The organism is Halomonas sp. E19 (assembly GCF_052439355.1).
Taxonomy (GTDB): domain Bacteria; phylum Pseudomonadota; class Gammaproteobacteria; order Pseudomonadales; family Halomonadaceae; genus Halomonas.
Genome location: NZ_JBNFWU010000001.1, coordinates 2,778,525 through 2,795,133, shown reverse-complemented (window position 1 = coordinate 2,795,133; position 16,609 = coordinate 2,778,525). Strand labels below are relative to the sequence as shown.

At 66.5% G+C, this 16,609-nt stretch carries 11 protein-coding genes and 6 pseudogenes; 5 read left to right on the top strand and 12 right to left on the bottom strand.

Features of this window, described 5'->3' with window-relative positions; genetic code table 11:
• Nucleotides 1-40: 40 nt before the first annotated feature.
• From ACUDAL_RS14590 to ACUDAL_RS14580, 3 genes are all read right to left on the bottom strand, one after another.
• Entirely contained in the window at nt 41-343 is a 303-nt protein-coding gene (locus tag ACUDAL_RS14590; protein ID WP_444678620.1) for a hypothetical protein, read from the bottom strand.
• An 11-nt stretch (nt 344-354) separates the two neighbouring features.
• Entirely contained in the window at nt 355-729 is a 375-nt protein-coding gene (locus tag ACUDAL_RS14585) for a translation initiation factor Sui1 (protein WP_444678619.1), read from the bottom strand.
• A 98-nt stretch (nt 730-827) separates the two neighbouring features.
• Nucleotides 828-1,523: an HAD family hydrolase gene (locus ACUDAL_RS14580; protein WP_444678618.1), complete on the bottom strand. Its 696-nt coding sequence runs from the start codon at nt 1,521-1,523 to the stop codon at nt 828-830.
• 459 nt (nt 1,524-1,982) lie between these two features.
• Between ACUDAL_RS14580 and ACUDAL_RS14575 the strand changes: the two genes are divergently transcribed.
• Complete coding sequence (locus ACUDAL_RS14575) at nt 1,983-2,456, top strand: hypothetical protein (protein ID WP_444678617.1); 474 nt, start codon at nt 1,983-1,985, stop codon at nt 2,454-2,456.
• Between the two features lie 217 nt (nt 2,457-2,673).
• Here ACUDAL_RS14575 and ACUDAL_RS14570 read toward each other — a convergent pair whose 3' ends face one another.
• From ACUDAL_RS14570 to ACUDAL_RS14550, 5 genes and pseudogenes are all read right to left on the bottom strand, one after another.
• Complete coding sequence (locus ACUDAL_RS14570) at nt 2,674-3,264, bottom strand: COG4315 family predicted lipoprotein (protein ID WP_444678616.1); 591 nt, start codon at nt 3,262-3,264, stop codon at nt 2,674-2,676.
• Between the two features lie 85 nt (nt 3,265-3,349).
• A complete protein-coding gene (locus ACUDAL_RS14565; protein ID WP_444678615.1) occupies nt 3,350-3,703 on the bottom strand; it encodes a hypothetical protein in 354 nt (117 codons plus the stop codon).
• Between the two features lie 209 nt (nt 3,704-3,912).
• A pseudogene (gene fba, locus ACUDAL_RS14560) lies at nt 3,913-4,976 on the bottom strand (class II fructose-bisphosphate aldolase).
• A gap of 94 nt (nt 4,977-5,070) precedes the next feature.
• A complete protein-coding gene (locus tag ACUDAL_RS14555; RefSeq protein WP_444678614.1) occupies nt 5,071-6,237 on the bottom strand; it encodes a phosphoglycerate kinase in 1,167 nt (388 codons plus the stop codon).
• A 39-nt stretch (nt 6,238-6,276) separates the two neighbouring features.
• Nucleotides 6,277-7,319, bottom strand: a pseudogene (locus ACUDAL_RS14550) (type I glyceraldehyde-3-phosphate dehydrogenase).
• A gap of 223 nt (nt 7,320-7,542) precedes the next feature.
• On the opposite strand from ACUDAL_RS14550, the gene ACUDAL_RS14545 reads away from it, so the two are divergent.
• Nucleotides 7,543-8,595 carry a class I fructose-bisphosphate aldolase gene (locus ACUDAL_RS14545; protein WP_444678613.1) on the top strand — a complete coding sequence of 351 codons (1,053 nt, stop codon included), beginning with the start codon at nt 7,543-7,545 and terminating at the stop codon, nt 8,593-8,595.
• A gap of 101 nt (nt 8,596-8,696) precedes the next feature.
• On the opposite strand, the pseudogene tkt reads toward ACUDAL_RS14545, so the two are convergent.
• Nucleotides 8,697-10,687, bottom strand: a pseudogene (tkt, locus tag ACUDAL_RS14540) (transketolase).
• Nucleotides 10,688-10,998: 311 nt separating this feature from the next.
• On the opposite strand from tkt, the pseudogene metK reads away from it, so the two are divergent.
• From metK to ACUDAL_RS14525, 3 genes and pseudogenes are all read left to right on the top strand, one after another.
• Nucleotides 10,999-12,216: pseudogene (metK, locus tag ACUDAL_RS14535) on the top strand (methionine adenosyltransferase).
• Nucleotides 12,217-12,418: 202 nt separating this feature from the next.
• A pseudogene (gene ahcY / locus ACUDAL_RS14530) lies at nt 12,419-13,828 on the top strand (adenosylhomocysteinase).
• Between the two features lie 200 nt (nt 13,829-14,028).
• The gene (locus ACUDAL_RS14525; protein WP_444678612.1) at nt 14,029-14,361 is read left to right on the top strand and encodes a four-helix bundle copper-binding protein; all 333 of its coding nucleotides are present in this window, start codon (nt 14,029-14,031) and stop codon (nt 14,359-14,361) included.
• 15 nt (nt 14,362-14,376) lie between these two features.
• Here ACUDAL_RS14525 and ACUDAL_RS14520 read toward each other — a convergent pair.
• The 3 genes and pseudogenes from ACUDAL_RS14520 to ACUDAL_RS14510 all read right to left on the bottom strand — a co-directional run bounded on the left by ACUDAL_RS14520 (nt 14,377) and on the right by ACUDAL_RS14510 (nt 16,165).
• Nucleotides 14,377-15,310, bottom strand: a pseudogene (locus ACUDAL_RS14520) (AEC family transporter).
• 126 nt (nt 15,311-15,436) lie between these two features.
• Nucleotides 15,437-15,706 (bottom strand): hypothetical protein, encoded by a 270-nt coding sequence (locus ACUDAL_RS14515; protein ID WP_444678611.1) that lies wholly within the window; start codon nt 15,704-15,706, stop codon nt 15,437-15,439.
• 150 nt (nt 15,707-15,856) lie between these two features.
• On the bottom strand, nt 15,857-16,165 hold the full coding sequence (locus ACUDAL_RS14510) for a hypothetical protein (protein ID WP_444678610.1): 309 nt from the start codon (nt 16,163-16,165) through the stop codon (nt 15,857-15,859).
• Between the last annotated feature and the right edge of the window lie 444 nt (nt 16,166-16,609).

The following is a 16,609-nucleotide window of genomic DNA, read 5'->3' as shown; positions in this document are numbered from 1 at the left end:
GGCGCAGCGTCGTCGAGCTGCAGCGGTTCGGCGGAGTGGGTCACGCGGCCCTGCTGGCGCAGCTCGGCGCGCAGTTGTACCGAGGCGTCGTCTCGCGGCGGGGCATAGCGCAGCACCACGGGCCAGGGCCCGGCCCGCGTGGCGTCACATGGGTTTCGGCCAGGGTGCCGCCGGCGCCGACCAGGCGCACGTCAAGCTCGGCGTCGTTGGACACCACCAGGCCCGGTGGCGGCTCCACCTGGGCGCGCAGCTCGCTGAGGTCGGGGGTGCCGGCGCAGCCGGCCAGTGCCACGGCCAGCATCAGGGCAATCGGGTTGCGCAGGGGTAAACGAATCGTTGGCATCGGGCCTCCTATCAGCCGCCGGCCAGTTTTACGGTGTAGCCGCGGCTTTCCAGCTCGGCCTTGAGGCGCTCGCGATGATCGCCCTGGATCTCGATGACGCCGTCCTTGAGCGCACCGCCGGTACCGCAGCAGCGCTTGAGCGCCTTGGCCAGCGCCTTTAGTTCGGCCTCCTTCAGCGGCACCCCGGTAATGGTGGTGACGCCCTTTCCCTTGCGCCCGCTGGTTTCGCGACGCAGCCGAACAATGCCGTCCAGCGCTGCGAGCCTGGCCTGTTCGGCCAGTTCGTCGCAACGGCACCGGGCCAGGGGTTCGCGGCAGGCGGGACAGATGTCGCCATGTTCCGTTGAGTAGACCAGGCCGCGCAGCTGGTCCTGCAATGACGCCATTGGGAAGCTCCTTGTGAATGCGGAGAAAGGCGGGCCTGCCTGGCAGCGCCAGCGGCCATCATAACGCTTGGCGCCGGGCGGCGGCAGCCCGGCGGGTGTCAGCGAACCTGGGCCAGGCGCCTGGGCGTGCTGCGGGTCAACGCAAGGTGTTCGATGATGGTGGGGAGCTGGTACATGCTGCTGATGGCGATGGCGCCTTCGGGCGTCTCCTCGGCGTCGGGGAAACGATTCAGGTGGATGACCGTCATGCCCGCCTCCAGCGCGGCGCGTACGCCGACCAGGGCGTCGTCCACGGCCACGCAGTCCCGTGCGGCGAAGCCCATGGCGTGGGCGGCATACAGGTAGAGGCGCGGATCGGGCTTCCAGAACTTGGCCGTGTAACCGCTGAACAGGCGATCGCCGAAGTGCTCGGCCACGCCGATGCTGTTCAGCGAGGTGCGAATCTTGTTTTCGGGGCCGTTGGAGACCACCCCGCAGGGGTAGCCCGCCAGGGCCTGAAGCGCTTCACGGGCGCCGGTGATCGGCGCCAGCTCCGTTTCCAGCCGGCGGTTCAGGTTGCGCCGCATCTCGGTTTCGGTTTCCGCCAGGCGCATGCGGTCGACGTTGCCGTGACGGCTTTCCAGCGCGGCCACGATATGGCGAAAGCGGCTGCCGCGAAACTCGCCGGTGTAGTCGCTGGCCTGGAAGGGCAGGCCGAGCCGCGTCAGGCTGACCGCCATCTCGGCGGCCAGGAGAGGCTCGCTGTCCACCAGCGTGCCGTCACAGTCAAATAGCAGGCAAAGAGATGCCTTCATGCCTCTTGTCCTTCCAGGCGGATGCTGACGCGATCCGCGCTTGGTTTGCCGACGGGCCATGGAATAGGCGTTGCGTCATAGCGAACGCTGTTTTCTAAGTATTGCGCTTTCGTTCCGCTTCTTCAAGGCGAGGTAGGCCCATATCCGTCACGTTGGTCGACGAGCTGGATCATACCCTCGCTGTGCCGGGCTCGTTCAGGCGCATGTGTCAGATTTCGCCACCCGATGCCGCTTGGCGTGACGTTGCCGTGCCACCTGAGAATATTTTTAAGTTATTGTTATAGTTGTTTTTTAAAATTATTGGCACGGATTGGCCCGCCCGATGCAACACACAGGTCGAGCAGCACACGGCATCGGAGAGGCATCTAACGGAAAAGATTCTCCCGGTACCGCTATGATCCGCGAAGCCTTCGGCTTCACCAAGGAAAACTCACGTTCAACTCCTTTGGAGGTGCGAACATGATGTCCAAGGAATTTCTCAAGAAACTCGGCATTGTCGGTATTACTGTTGGCCTGAGCGCAAGCCCGCTGGCCTTTGCCGATTTCCATGATGAAGACAACGGTCAGGACACCGTGCCGCAGGAAACCATGCCGGGCAATGATGGTGCTGATACCGGCTTTGAAGGCGGTGCCGATACAGGCGTTGGCACTGGCGCCGGCCAAGGCGATGCGGGTGTTGGTGCAGGTGCAGGGGCCGGTGAAGGTGCTGCAGGTGCCGGCATGGGCGCAGAAGGTGACACTGGCGTCGGCGGTACTGGAGCCGGCGTGGGCGCCGAAGGTGACACCGGCGTAGGTGGCACCGGAGCCGGTGCAGGCGCTGGTGCGGGTGTAGACGCCGATGACGACTGGGACGACAACGGCGACACCACCTGGGATGAAGACAACGGCGACGACTGGGAAGACACCCAGGACGACGATGATCAGGACTGGTAAGTCCTGACTGAGGCCAAGGATAGGGACTAGCGCCCAGGGAAGGGCGGTCACCGTCAAGGACGAGGGTGATACTCTAGGCAGCAAGGAAGCTTCGCCGTCAGCGACCCGCCCCCGGCAATCTGCCGGGGGCGGGCGCGTTTGGGCAAGTCGATCGGTGTCCTGACACAGGCGAATCAGGCCTGCCCACTCGCTGTGGGCTGTGGGCAGGCCTGGTGTTTCAGTGTTGCGGCGTTACCTGCGGGGCCTGCTGCGGGTCGGCTTCCTCGATGATCTCGCCGTCGGGAGAGAGCAGGTACCAGGGGCCGCCCATGTGGTCGAGCCCCTGGCCCAGGGCATCGCCGGGATACACGTCGCGAGCGAAGAAGTAAAGCGGCCAGCCGTCATAGGTGACCTGCCGGGTGCCGTCGTCGCGCTCGATCATGCCGAGTCGCTCGGCATCGACCTGCTCGCCGGCAGCCGGTGCTTCCTCGGTCGTGTAGGGCGGCCAGGCGATGGCGCAGGTTTCATAGCAAGTGGAATAGTCGCCGCCCTGCTCATCCTGCTCGAACATGTAGAGACTCTTGCCGTCCTGGTTGGTCAGGTAGCGGCCGAAGGGCGCCTGTTCCCCCACCTCCAGGCGTGCCTGCTGGGTCGGGTCGGCCCTGGGGTCGAGCTGCTGCTCCGACTCCTCGGGGCTCATGCCTTCCACCTGGGTAGGGTCGTCGCTGGTGGTAGTGGCAGTTTCCGGGGCGGCCAGTGCCGGTGTGGCCAGGGCCAGCATCAGGACGATGCCGCTGGCCAGGCGCGGCGCTTGCGGATTGGACGTCATGTCGGGCCTCGCTTCCTTGGGGTACAGCTTTCCAGTCTAGGCGGTGGCAGCCGGCGCTGCGCCTGTCTTCGTCGCTGCGCCTATCTCAGCGGCGTGACAGCCGGCGCGAGTTGGCGCTGCTGCGGCGATGGTAGGGCAGCATTGCGTTGCGCCCGGTAACCCACCAGGGCGCCGCCTGGCCGAAGGCCATCGCCAGCATGGCCTTCTGCATGGCGAAGCCGGTCTCGATCCCGGCTTCCATCTTTTCCATGACCATGCGCTGATTCTCGCGGACCATCCTGGCGCTGGTGGGCGGCTGGGTGTGCCACAGCTGGTGGCGCATGGAGATGGTGGAAAGCGACGTCGACCAGAGCTCGAACATCATGGTGCCGAGCTTCCACACATCGAACATGGCGGCAGGCGTGCTGGGCAATATGGGGTAGAAATAGGTGGGTGTCATGGGTCGACCTCCTTGTGGGGCAAGTGCAGCATCAGTGCTGCTACTTTCTCACACTTAGGCCACCTTATGCTGCAGTGCAATGTAAAAAAACGCTGCAGCAAGGCAGGTTGGCGTGAGCAAACGCGGTAAAACCGTTCTTTCAAAGTATAAAAGGCTGGGCGGAAACGAACAGGGGCGGCTCCGTGAGCCGCCCCGCCAGGCCGGTGGGTTTACCTGATCTTGGGGTCGAGCTCGCCGCGGGCGTAGCGCTCGTACATCGCGTCGAGGCTGATCGGCTTGATGCGGCTGGCGTTGCCGGCGGTGCCGAAGGCTTCGTAGCGGGCGATGCAGACGTCGCGCATGGCCGTCACGGTTTCCTTCAGGTACTTGCGCGGGTCGAACTCACTGGGATGTTGGGCCAGGAAGCGGCGCACCGCGCCGGTGGAGGCCAGGCGCAGGTCGGTGTCGATGTTGACCTTGCGCACGCCGTACTTGATGCCCTCGACGATCTCCTCGACCGGCACGCCGTAGGTCTCGGGGATCTCGCCGCCGAACTCGTTGATGATGGCGAGCCACTCCTGGGGCACCGAGGAGGAGCCGTGCATCACCAGGTGGGTGTCGGGGATGCGGGCGTGGATCTCCTTGATGCGCTGGATGGAGAGCGTATCGCCGGTGGGCGGCTTGGTGAACTTGTAGGCGCCGTGGCTGGTGCCGATGGCGATGGCCAGGGCATCGACCTGGGTCGCCTTGACGAATGCGGCGGCCTCTTCGGGGTCGGTCAGCAGCTGGTCGTGGGAGAGTACGCCCTCGGCGCCGATGCCGTCCTCTTCACCGGCCATGCCGGTCTCCAGGCTGCCCAGGCAGCCCAGCTCGCCCTCCACCGAAACGCCGCAGGCATGCGCCATCTCGACGGTGCGGCGGGTGACGTCGACGTTGTAGTCGTAGTCCATCGGGGTCTTGCCGTCCTCGCCCAGCGAGCCGTCCATCATCACCGAGGAAAAGCCGAGCTGGATCGAGCGCTGGCACACTGCCGGCGAGGTGCCGTGGTCCTGATGCATGACGACCGGGATGTGCGGGAATTCCTCCACCGCGGCCAGGATGAGGTGGCGCAGGAAGGGGCGCCGGCATACTTGCGGGCGCCGGCGGAGGCCTGAACGATCACCGGTGAGTCGGTCTTGTCGGCCGCCTCCATGATGGCGCGCATCTGTTCGAGGTTGTTGACGTTGAATGCGGGGATGCCGTAGCCGCGCTCGGCGGCGTGGTCCAGCATCTGGCGCATGCTGATCAGTGCCATGAACTCACCTGTCTCTCTGGGATCTGTGCGATCTGTGGGGCTTGCAGTCGAAAATTGGGGCGGTGCCCGGCGAGGCCGGGCACCGCCGGTTGGATCAGCGTGCGGCGGCGTCTTCCAGCGCCTTCACCGCGGGCAGTATCTTGCCTTCCACATACTCGAGGAAGGCACCGCCGCCGGTGGAAATATAGGACACCTGCTCGGCAATGCCGTATTTGTCGATGGCGGCCAGGGTGTCGCCGCCGCCGGCGATGGAGAAACCGTTGCTTTCGGCGATGGCACGCGACAGCGCTTCTGTGCCCTTGCCGAATTGGTCGATCTCGAACACGCCGACCGGGCCGTTCCACAGGATGGTGCCGGCGTTCTTGAGCAGGCCGGCCAGCCGCCCGGCGCTGTCGGGGCCGATATCGAGAATCATCTCGTTATCCTTCACCTGGTCGACCGGCTTGACCACGGCGTCGGCCGATTCGGAGAATTCGGTGGCGACCACCACGTCGGTGGGCAGCGGAATCTCGACCTTGGCCATCAGTGCCTTGGCCTGTTCGACCAGGTCGGCTTCATACAGCGACTTGCCGACGTTGTGGCCGGCCGCGGCGATGAAGGTGTTGGCGATGCCGCCGCCGACGATCAGCTGGTCGCACTTCTCGGACAGGGCGTTGAGCACCTCGAGCTTGGTCGAGACCTTGGAGCCGCCGACGATGGCGACCATCGGCCGCCCGGGCGTGGCCAGTGCCTTTTCCAGGGCGTCGAGCTCGGCGGCCAGCAGCGGGCCGGCGCAGGCCTGGGGAGCAAAGCGCGCCACGCCGTGGGTGGAGGCCTGGGCGCGGTGGGCGGTGCCGAAGGCGTCCATCACGTAGATGTCGCACAGGTCGGCATATTGCTGGGCGAGGGTCTCGTCGTCCTTCTTCTCGCCGACGTTGAAGCGCACGTTCTCGAGCAGCACCACTTCACCGTCAGCCAGATCCTGGGCGCTGTCGAGGTACTCCTTGACCAGCCGCACCGGGCGGCCGAGCAGCTCGCCAAGGTGTTCGGCCACCGGCGCCAGCGAGAATTCCTCGGCCGGCTCGCCCTCGGTGGGGCGCCCTAGGTGGCTCATCAGCATGACCTTGGCGCCGGCCTCCATGGCCGCCTTGATGGTCGGCAGGCTGGCCCGCAGGCGGGCGTCGCTACTCACCTTGCCGTGCTTGACGGGTACGTTCAGATCCTCGCGGATCAGCACACGCTGTCCACGCAGGTCGAGGTCGGTCATCTTGAGCACGTTCATCAGGGCATCATCCTCATTGATGGTAAAGCGGAACCGGGTTCAGCGGGGTACTGCCGGCCGCAGCGCGGCCAGGCGCTGAGCGACGTCGAGCATGCGGTTGGCGAAGCCCCATTCGTTGTCGAACCAGCACAACAGCTTGATCAGGCGGCCTCCAGCCACCCGAGTCTGGGTGGCGTCAACGATACCCGAGCGGGGTCGTGGTTGAAGTCGACCGAGGCCATGGGCTCCTCGGTGTAGCCGAGCAGCCCGGCCAGCGGGCCTTGGCTTGCCTCCTGCAGCAGGGCGTTGACCTCGGCGGCGGAGGTGTCGCGGCGTACGCAGAGCGACAGGTCCATGGCCGAGACGTTGATGGTCGGCACGCGCATGTGAAGGCATTCGAAGCGCCCGGCCAGGTGCGGCATCAGGCGGTTGATGCCCAGTGCCAGGCTGGTGTCGACGGGCACGATGGAGTGCATCGCCGAGCGCGTCAGGCGCAGGTCGGTCTGGTGGTAGGCGTCGATCACCGGCTGGTCGTTCATGGCCGAGTGCACCGTGGTGGTCACGCCGTGCTCGATGCCCAGCGCCCGGTCGAGCACCGTGAGCACCGGCACCAGGCAGTTGGTGGTGCACGAGGCCGCCGAGACGACGCGGTGCTCGGCAGCGAGCGTGGCATCGTTGATGCCGCAGACGATGGTGGCGTCGACGTCGTTCTCGGCGGGCTGGGAGAACAGCAGGCGCCCGGCGCCGGCGGCCAGGTGCCGCTCGGCGGTGGCGCGATCCTTGAAGCTGCCCGAGCACTCCAGCACCAGGTCGATGCCGAGCTCGCCCCACGGCAGGCGCGACGGGTCGGCCTCGGAGAGCACCTGGATGGCATGGCCGTTGACCCGCAGGTGGCCGTGCTCGGCCGAAACCTGCCCGGGGAAGCGGCCATGCGTGGTGTCGTAGCGGGTCAGGTAGGTGATGGTGGCCAGATCGGAGAGTTCGTTGATCGCCACCACCTCGAGCCTCGGCGCGTCGGGCTGGGCCGCCTGGCGCTCCATCAGTGCGCGCAGCACGCATTGGCCGATACGACCGTAACCGTTGATGGCGATGCGCTGGGCCATGCTCGCTGGGCTCTCCTTCGGTGGCCGGGGGCAGCCCGGGGGCGGCCTGGAATGGAAAGCGGCGATTCTACCGCAAAACCCCCGGGACGTCCCGGCTGGCGCGCTGCCGGGCGCCCACCCGCTTTCGGTAAAGTAACGCTATCGTTTGCAAGCGAGGCGTAGGCTCGGTACGGTTTTCGCTACGCTGGGAATGGCGAATCACGACACCATGGAGAGGACAGACATGACCGATATAGCCCAACTGTTGGGTGACGAAGCCGACAGGCTGCTCAACCACCGCTGCGAGGGCTTTCCCCGTGAGCAGCTTTACCTGCCGGGGCCCGACTTCGTCAGCCGGGTGGTGGCCGACAGCGACCGCAGCCCGGCGGTAATGCGCAGCCTGCAGGCGATGTTCGACCACGGCCGCCTGGGCGGCACCGGCTACCTCAGCCTGCTGCCGGTGGACCAGGGCATCGAGCACTCCGCCGGTGCTTCCTTCGCGCCCAACCCGCGCTACTTCGACCCCGCCAACATCGTCGAACTGGCCATCGAGGGCGGCTGCAACGGCGTGGCCTCCACCCTCGGGGTGCTGTCGTCGGTAGCGCGGCGCTACGCCCACCGCATCCCGATGATGCTCAAGCTCAACCACAATGAGACGCTGAGCTATCCGGCGATGTACGACCAGACCCTGTTCGCCGAGGTGGAGCAGGCCCACGACATGGGCTGCGTGGCGGTGGGGGCCACCATCTACTTCGGCTCGCCCGAGAGCCGCCGCCAGATCATGGAAATCAGCGAAGCCTTCGAGCGTGCCCACCAGCTCGGCATGGCCACGGTGCTGTGGGCCTACCTGCGCAACCCGGGCTTCAAGCACGACGGCAAGGATTACCACGTGGCAGCCGACCTCACCGGCCAGGCCAACCACCTCGCCGCCACGCTCAAGGCCGACATCGTCAAGCAGAAGCTGCCCGAGACCAACGGCGGCTACCGCGACATCGGCTTCGGCCACACCCACGCCAAGGTCTACGATGAGCTCACCTCCGATCACCCCATCGACCTGGCTCGCTACCAGGTGGCGTGCTGCTACATGGGCCGCGCCGGGCTGATCAACTCCGGCGGCGGCGCCAAGGGCCACTCCGACCTGGGCGAGGCGGTGCGCACCGCGGTGATCAACAAGCGCGCCGGTGGCATGGGCCTGATCTCCGGGCGCAAGGCGTTCCAGAAGCCGATGGACGAAGGGGTGGCGCTGCTCCACGCCATCCAGGATGTCTATCTCGACAGGGATGTGACCATCGCCTGAGCGGCAGGGCACAGTAACGCAAAGGGCTGTAACGAAAAGGGCACGACCGTGAGGCCGTGCCCTTCTTCTGCCTGCGTCAGGCTAGCCTGGCGAGATGCGTATCAGCCCAGCAGCTCCTTGGCCTGCTTCACCACGTTCTCGCGGGTGAAACCGAAGTGCTTGAACAGCGCCTCCGCCGGGGCGGACTCGCCGAACGTGGTCATGCCGATCACGCGGCCGTCGAGGCCCACGTACTTGTACCAGTAGTCGGCGTGGCCGGCCTCGATGGCGATGCGCTTGGTCACCGCACGCGGCAGCACCTTCTCGCGGTACTCGGCCTCCTGGCCGTCGAAGCGGTAGGCCGAGGGCATCGAGACCACGCGTACGGCGCGGCCCTGGCCTTCCAGCTCGGCGGCGGCCTCCATGGCCAGCGCCACTTCGGAGCCGGTGGCGATCAGGATCAGCTCGGGGTGCCCTCGCTGTCCTTGAGCACATAGGCGCCGCGCTGGATCTCGGCCAGCTGCTGCTCGCTGCGCTGCTGGTGCGGCAGGTTCTGGCGCGACAGCACCAGCGCGGTAGGGCCGGAGTTGCGCTTGATTGCGGCGTCCCAGGCGGCGGCGGTCTCGACCGCGTCGCAGGGACGCCAGGTGCACAGGTTGGGCGTGCTGCGCAGCTGGGTCAGCTGCTCGATCGGCTGGTGGGTGGGGCCGTCCTCGCCCAGGCCGATGGAGTCGTGGGTAAACACGTAGATGGCGCGCTTGCCCATCAAGGCCGCCATGCGCACGGCGTTGCGCATGTACTCCATGAAGATCAGGAAGGTGGCGCCGTAGGGGATGAAGCCGCCGTGCAGCACGATGCCGTTCATGATCGCGCCCATGCCGAACTCGCGCACGCCGTAGTGCAGGTAGTTGCCGCTTGGGTTCTCGCGGGAGATCGGCTTGGCGCCGCTCCAGAAGGTCAGGTTGGAGGGTGCCAGGTCGGCGCTGCCGCCGAGCAGCTCAGGCAGCTGCGGGCCGAGCTCGTTGAGGCACAGCAGCGACGCCTTGCGCGTGGCGATGGTCTCGCCCTTCTGCTGCATCTTCTCGATGAAGGCCTCGCTGGTGATTTCCGCCGGCAGCTTGCACTGAGTGCGGCGGCTGAACTCGCGGGCAAGCTCAGGATGTTCGTCGCGGTAGCGGGCGAAGCGCGCCTGCCAGTCGTCTTGCTGCGCCTTGCCACGCTCGCGGGCATCCCAGGCCTGGTAGATTGGCTCGGGCACATGGAACGGCGGATGCGGCCAGTTCAGCTGCTGACGCGCGGCGGCCACTTCCTCGTCGCCCAGCGGGGCGCCGTGGGCCTCTTCTTTGCCCTGCTTGTTGGGGGCGCCGAAGCCGATGATGGTCTTGCAGATGATCAGGCTCGGCTTCTCTTCGTGGCTGCGCGCCAGCTCGATCGCCGCCTTGATCTGCTCGGGGTCGTGGCCGTCGACGTTGGGCACCACGTGCCAGCCATAGGCCTCGAAGCGCTTGGCGGTGTCGTCGGTAAACCAGCCCTCGATCTCGCCGTCGATGGAGATGCCGTTGGCGTCGTAGAACACCGTGAGCTTGCCCAGCCCCAGGGTGCCGGCCAGCGAGCACACCTCATGGGAAATACCTTCCATCAGGCAGCCGTCACCGGCGAAGCAGTAGGTCTGGTGGTCGACGAGGGTATGGCCCGGGCGGTTGAACTGTGCCGCGAGAGTCTTCTCGGCGATGGCCATGCCCACCGCGTTGGCCAGGCCCTGGCCCAGCGGGCCGGTGGTGGTTTCCACGCCGGGGGCGTAGCCGAACTCGGGGTGGCCGGCGGTCTTGGAGTGCAGCTGGCGGAAGTTGCGCAGCTGCTCGAGCTCTAGCTCGTAGCCGGACAGGTGCAGCAGGGAGTAGAGCAACATCGAACCGTGGCCGTTCGACAGGATGAAGCGGTCGCGGTCGGGCCATTTCGGATCGCTGGGGTTGTGCTTCAGGTAGTCGTTCCACAGCACTTCAGCGATGTCGGCCATGCCCATGGGCGCGCCGGGATGGCCGGATTTCGCCTTCTGGACGGCATCCATGGAAAGGGCACGAATGGCATTGGCCAGTTCGAAACGGGATGGCATGTTGGGTTAGCTCCTCGCCTGCGGCAGAATGGGGCGATTCGTTGGCGGGGCCGCGGGGCCTGCCGCTACGCTTTCTGGCTGGGCGCCGCAGGGTGACACGGCGCGATCAGTTTGGTCGCTCATTGTCGCCGACTTGCCGCCGGTCATCAAATGACGGGTGCCACCGAAAGTGGCTCCGTGTAAACTCGGGCCCCCATCGAGGCGCGACTGCCGGGCAGGAAGCCGGGCCACGTGCGCAGCCGAGGGGGCTGTCATTCTGGCTTGTACAGCGCCGCTGCGCTTTTGCCGAAACACAGAGGGTCGAGAAGGCCATGAGCGAATACACCCTGTTCACCTCCGAGTCCGTGTCCGAAGGGCACCCGGACAAGATCGCCGACCAGATCTCCGATGCGGTGCTGGATGCCATCATCGCCCGCGACAAGCACGCCCGGGTGGCCTGCGAGACGCTGGTCAAGACCGGCGTGGCGATCGTTGCCGGTGAGATCTCCACCTCGGCCTGGGTCGATCTGGAGGAGCTGGTGCGCCGGGTGATCATCGACATCGGCTACACCTCCTCGGAAGTGGGCTTCGACGGCGAGACCTGCGGCGTGCTCAATCTGATCGGCAAGCAGAGCGTGGACATCGCCCAGGGGTGGACCGCAGCCGGCCGGAGGACCAGGGTGCGGGCGACCAGGGCCTGATGTTCGGCTACGCCACCAACGAGACCGAGTCCTTGATGCCGGCGCCGATCCACTACGCCCACCGCCTGGTAGAGCGCCAGGCCGAGCTGCGTAAGCACAGGCTGCTGCCATGGCTGCGCCCGGACGCCAAGAGCCAGGTCACCTTCCGCTACGACGAGGCGGGCATGCCGTGCGGCGTCGAGGCGGTGGTGCTGTCGACCCAGCACGCCCCGGAGATCGACCAGGAAGAGCTGCGGCGCATGGTCCGGCGCGAGATCATCGAGGTGGTGATCCCCGCCGAGTGGCTCTCCGAGTCGACCCAGTACCACATCAATCCCACCGGCAAGTTCGTCATCGGTGGCCCGGTGGGCGACTGCGGCCTGACCGGGCGCAAGATCATCGTCGATACCTACGGCGGCATGGCGCGCCACGGCGGCGGCGCCTTCTCGGGCAAGGACCCTCCAAGGTCGATCGCAGCGCCGCCTGCGCCGGACGTTACGTGGCCAAGAACATCGTCGCCGCCGGCCTGGCCGACCGCTGCGAGATCCAGGTCTCCTACGCCATCGGCGTGGCCGAGCCGACCTCGGTGTCGATCAACACCTTCGGCACCGGCAAGGTAGACGAGGCGCGCATCATCGAGCTGGTGCGCGAGCACTTCGACCTGCGCCCCTACGCCATCACCCGCATGCTCGATCTGCTGCACCCCATGTATCAGCTCACCGCTGCCTACGGCCACTTCGGCCGCGAGCCTTTCGAGACCAGCTACTGCTGGAAGGACACCAAGGGCCAGGAGCATACCGAGACCTTCACCGCTTTCCCTGGGAGCGTACCGACCGCGCCGCGGCCCTGCGACAGGCCGCCGGGCTGTAAGCTTCGGCGCGACGATTGCGAAGAGCAGTCGCAACGCGCTGTTAAAAAGCGCTGTCGCCAAGCCCCATCACGATGCCCGGCCCAGTGCCGGGCGTCGTCGTTTCGAGACGAGCGGGCCCTTGCGTGAAGCCATCGGCTTGGCACGCAGGGCCGCGCTGGGCCTATAGTAGGTGTCACCGTTTCCGCTCGAGAGAGGTGATGCATGAACCAGCCCGCCGTTTCCGCCCCGACCGCGCAGGACTTCAAGGTCGCCGACATCAGCCTGGCCGACTGGGGGCGGCGTGGAGATCCGCATCGCCGAGACCGAGATGCCGGCGCTGATGAAGATCCGCGCCAAATATCGCGACGAGCAGCCGCTGGCCGGCGCGCGCATCGCCGGCTGCATCCATATGACCATTCAGACGGCGGTGCTGATCGAGACCCTGGTCGACCTGGGGGCGTCGGTGCGCTGGTCGTCGTGCAACATCTTCTCGACCCAGGATCACGCCGCCGCCGCCATCGCCGCCGCCGGCATCCCGGTGTTCGCCTGGAAGGGCGAGACGGAAGAGGAGTTCTGGTGGTGCATCGAGCAGACCGTGGAGGGCCCCGACGGCTGGACCCCCAACATGGTGCTCGACGACGGCGGCGACCTCACCGCGCTGCTGCACGACAAGCGCCCCGAGCTGCTCGACGCCATTCACGGCATCTCCGAGGAGACCACCACCGGCGTGCATCGCCTGCAGGAGATGCTGCGCGACCGCACGCTCAAGGTGCCGGCGATCAACGTCAACGACGCCGTGACCAAGTCGAAGAACGACAACAAGTACGGCTGCCGCCACTCGCTCAACGATGCCATCAAGCGCGGCCTCGACCACCTGCTGGCGGGCAAGCAGGCGCTGGTGGTGGGCTACGGCGACGTGGGCAAGGGCTCGGCGGCCTCGCTGCGCCAGGAGGGCATGATCGTCAAGGTCGCCGAGATCGACCCCATCTGCGCCATGCAGGCGTGCATGGACGGCTATGAAGTGGTGTCGCCCTATGTCGACGGCGTCAACCGCGGCAAGCAGAGCGTCGACCAGGCCTTGCTCTCGCGCATCGACCTGGTGGTGACCTGCACCGGCAACATCGAGGCCTGCGACGCCGCCATGCTCGAGGCGCTCAAACCCGGCGCGGTGGTGTGCAACATCGGCCACTTCGACAACGAGATCGACACCGGCTACATGCGCCGCCACTGGCACTGGGAGGAGGTCAAGCCGCAGGTGCACAAGGTCTATCGCGACAGCAAGCCCGGGCATTTCGACCCCGCCAGCAGCGACTACCTGCTGCTGCTCTCGAGGGGCGCCTGGTCAACCTGGGCAATGCCACCGGGCACCCCTCGCGGGTGATGGACGGCTCCTTCGCCAACCAGGTGCTGGCGCAGATCCACCTTTACCAACAGCGCTTCGCCGACCTGCCGCCGGCCGAGAAGCAGGGCGGCCTGGCGGTGACCGTGCTGCCGCGCCATCTCGACGAGGAGGTGGCCCGCTACATGGTCGAGGGCTTCGGCGGCGTGCTCACGCAGATGACCGAGCAGCAGGCCAAGTACACCGGCGTGCCGGTGGCGGGGCCGTACAAGCCGGACGCCTATCGCTACTGATACGCTGCGCAGAGATGAGAAGAGCAGAGCAGAGCATTAACAACGCCGCCCGCGGGCGGCGTTGTTGCGCTTGCAGCGGGGCATGCTGGCGCTTCGCTTGAGGGGCTTTCGGGCGTCGGCTAGCTTTCAGCATACCCGCAGGGCCGCAAGCGCGGTGCCTGCGGGGTTCCACGTGCCGAGCCCATAGAGGAGTGAGCGAGATGGATTTTGGTCACTACAAGGCGTGTATCGAAGCCTGCCATGTCTGCGCGGCCTACTGCGACCGCTGCGCGACGTCGTGCCTGCAGGAGGAGGATGTCCAGATGATGGCGGAGTGCATTCGCCTGGACATGCAGTGCGCGCAGATCTGCCGCCTGGCGGCGTCCTTCATGGCCCAGGACAGCGAGTATGCCAACCAGCTGTGCCGCCTGTGCGCCGACATCTGCAAGGCGTGCGCCGACGAATGCGCCAAGCACGAGGCCGACCACTGCCGGCAGTGCGCCGAGGCGTGCCGACGCTGCGCCGAGGCATGTATCGCCATGGCGTCGCACTGAGCCGCGGCTGTGGCGTCAGCCGACGCCGGCCAGCCCCATCAGCAGCTGCAGGTAGAGCGGGATCAGCAGCGGGGCGGCCAGGGTGGTGGCCAACACCGCCAGGGCGCCCTTCTCCGGCTTGATGCCGAGCTCCATGGCCACCACCACCACATTAGCCGCCATCGGTACCACGCCCAGCAGCAGCAGGGCCAGGGCCAGTTCGTCGGGCAGCGGCAGCAGCGCCTGCAGCACCAGCACCGTCCCCAGCATCAGCCATGGCCACAGGCCGAAGCGTACCGCCACGCAGCCGGCCATGAAGCGCAGGTCGATTTCGCGGAAGGTCACCCGGCCCAGCGTCATGCCGATGATCATCATGCCGAGCAGGGTGTAGGTGGCCGGGAATACCGCCAGGCTCTCCATCAGCGCGGTCGGGAGCGTCACGCCGAGCCCGCTGACCACCAGCGCGGCGAGGAAGGCGTAGATCAGCGGCAGCCGCACGATCTTGCGCAGGCTCTCCTCACCGAGAACTGGCCGCGGGCGCTGAGATAGAAACCGACGGTGAACTCGTAGAGGGTGATGCCGAGGATGCAGAAGAGGTACAGCGTGACCCCTTCGGGCGGCAGCAGGATCATGGCGATGGGCAGGCCGAAGTAGCCGGTGTTGCCGGTGCCCGAGGAGAAGGCCAGCAGGGCGCTCTCCTGAGGTGACAGGAAGCGCTTCGCCAGCGGGTTGATGGCGGCGGCGACGAGGCTTGCCAGCAGAAAGAAGGCGACGGTGAGCAGCAGGTAGAAGGGCGTGGGGCCGCCCAGCAGCAGGCCGCGGAAGAAGGTCAGCGGCGCGATCAGGTAGATCAGCAGGGTGGCGATCGGGCGCGGGTCGATGGCCAGGCGCCGTGCGGCCAGCCAGCCCAGGCCGACAAAGGCCAGCAGCGTCCAGAGGGGCCCATCAGGGCGCCAGGGTCGATCGTCATCCTTGCCATTCCCATGCCGAAAGCCGCCATGATGCCTGTCGGCAGGGCGGCTGTCAGCCTGGTGGATCGGCCCTGGCCGGATGGGCCAGGGGGCGCTTAGGCGTGGTTCAGCCGTTCAGAAACCACTTAGCCGTTGCGCCGGCTCGAGCTGGCCTGATCGGCCTTGTCGTCGATGTTCTCCTTGTGTGCGGTCTTGTCCCGGGTCGCCTGGGCGCCGCCTACCGGCGTGGCGTCCCGCCGGGTGTCGATGCCGGGCTTCTTGCCGCTGTGCTTCTGGTCGTCCACGTTGGCATCGGGGCGGTAGACCTCGCCGCTGTCGGAGGACGCCTGGCTGCCCTGTGCGGGCGCATCATCCGGGGTGTCGCGCTCGGTCAGCCGGCGCGCCTTGTCGCGCATCGCTTCACCTTCCTTGGCGTCGATGTCGGTGGTCCGCTGGCCTGCGGGGGTGTGCGGGACTTCTCCATGCTTGTCTCCTTACAACGCAGCGAAACGAAAGGTCCTCGAAAACCCAAGGTCCTCGAAACGGAAGGCCTTCTAAGCGAACGCTCAGCCCTTGCCTTCGTCGCCCATAGTGAAGGAGGGCGGGTCGCTGGCGGGGAAGGTTTCGGCATTGGCCTCGTCCAGCTCGCGCTCCTCCTGCTGAATCTCGGCCTCGTCGGGCGAGAGTTCGGCATAGCCGGGTTCCAGCGTCCAGCGCTGGTCGCGCAAGGCCAGCAGCGACCGGGGTACCCAGAAGCGGCTGCCTGTCTCGGTGATGATGCCGAGCTTGTCGGCATCGCTGGCGTCGGCCACCTTGCCGACCTGCCTGCCGGCATCGTCGTGCACGGGAGTGCCGGTGAGAATATCCTGGGTCATGGGTTCCCTCCTCGTCGCCTAGATCTCATCGCCTTGGGCCACTGCCGGGAGCGGCTTGCGTCTCCAGAAAACGGTACGTGCCTCTTGAGACGGTACGCATCTCTCCAGGTGCTCCAGGCGATGACGTCGCCATCGTGGCGCTTCTTTCAGGGTCGTCAGCTGGGCGAATACGGTCAATGTGGCGCAGATATCTTTTTGTTACGCGGCTGTGTTTCCGGCGCCTGGTGTCGGTGGCAGGCGGTTGCCTGTCTGCATGGGGATGGCGTTGGTTGGCGTCCATGTCGTCGGCGAGCGGCAGCTTGTCGCGGTCGTTGCATGACCCTCGCTCATGTTGTGGCGCGAAACTTTTCATTGGTCAGCCATCGGGCGGGGCGGCAGAATGCCCTTTTCCAAGATCCTCCAAGATCCCAGAACGATCCATTTCAGTGCCGAGCCGGCGCGCCT

Bases quoted from the DNA above. Each gene is read 5' to 3' on its own strand.
- ACUDAL_RS14590 (WP_444678620.1), bottom strand. From the start codon at position 343: ATGCCAACGATTCGTTTACCCCTGCGCAACCCGATTGCCCTGATGCTG.
- ACUDAL_RS14585 (WP_444678619.1), bottom strand. From the start codon at position 729: ATGGCGTCATTGCAGGACCAGCTGCGCGGCCTGGTCTACTCAACGGAA.
- ACUDAL_RS14580 (WP_444678618.1), bottom strand. From the start codon at position 1,523: ATGAAGGCATCTCTTTGCCTGCTATTTGACTGTGACGGCACGCTGGTG.
- ACUDAL_RS14575 (WP_444678617.1), top strand. From the start codon at position 1,983: ATGATGTCCAAGGAATTTCTCAAGAAACTCGGCATTGTCGGTATTACT.
- ACUDAL_RS14570 (WP_444678616.1), bottom strand. From the start codon at position 3,264: ATGACGTCCAATCCGCAAGCGCCGCGCCTGGCCAGCGGCATCGTCCTG.
- ACUDAL_RS14565 (WP_444678615.1), bottom strand. From the start codon at position 3,703: ATGACACCCACCTATTTCTACCCCATATTGCCCAGCACGCCTGCCGCC.
- ACUDAL_RS14555 (WP_444678614.1), bottom strand. From the start codon at position 6,237: ATGAACGTGCTCAAGATGACCGACCTCGACCTGCGTGGACAGCGTGTG.
- ACUDAL_RS14545 (WP_444678613.1), top strand. From the start codon at position 7,543: ATGACCGATATAGCCCAACTGTTGGGTGACGAAGCCGACAGGCTGCTC.
- ACUDAL_RS14525 (WP_444678612.1), top strand. From the start codon at position 14,029: ATGGATTTTGGTCACTACAAGGCGTGTATCGAAGCCTGCCATGTCTGC.
- ACUDAL_RS14515 (WP_444678611.1), bottom strand. From the start codon at position 15,706: ATGCGCGACAAGGCGCGCCGGCTGACCGAGCGCGACACCCCGGATGAT.
- ACUDAL_RS14510 (WP_444678610.1), bottom strand. From the start codon at position 16,165: ATGACCCAGGATATTCTCACCGGCACTCCCGTGCACGACGATGCCGGC.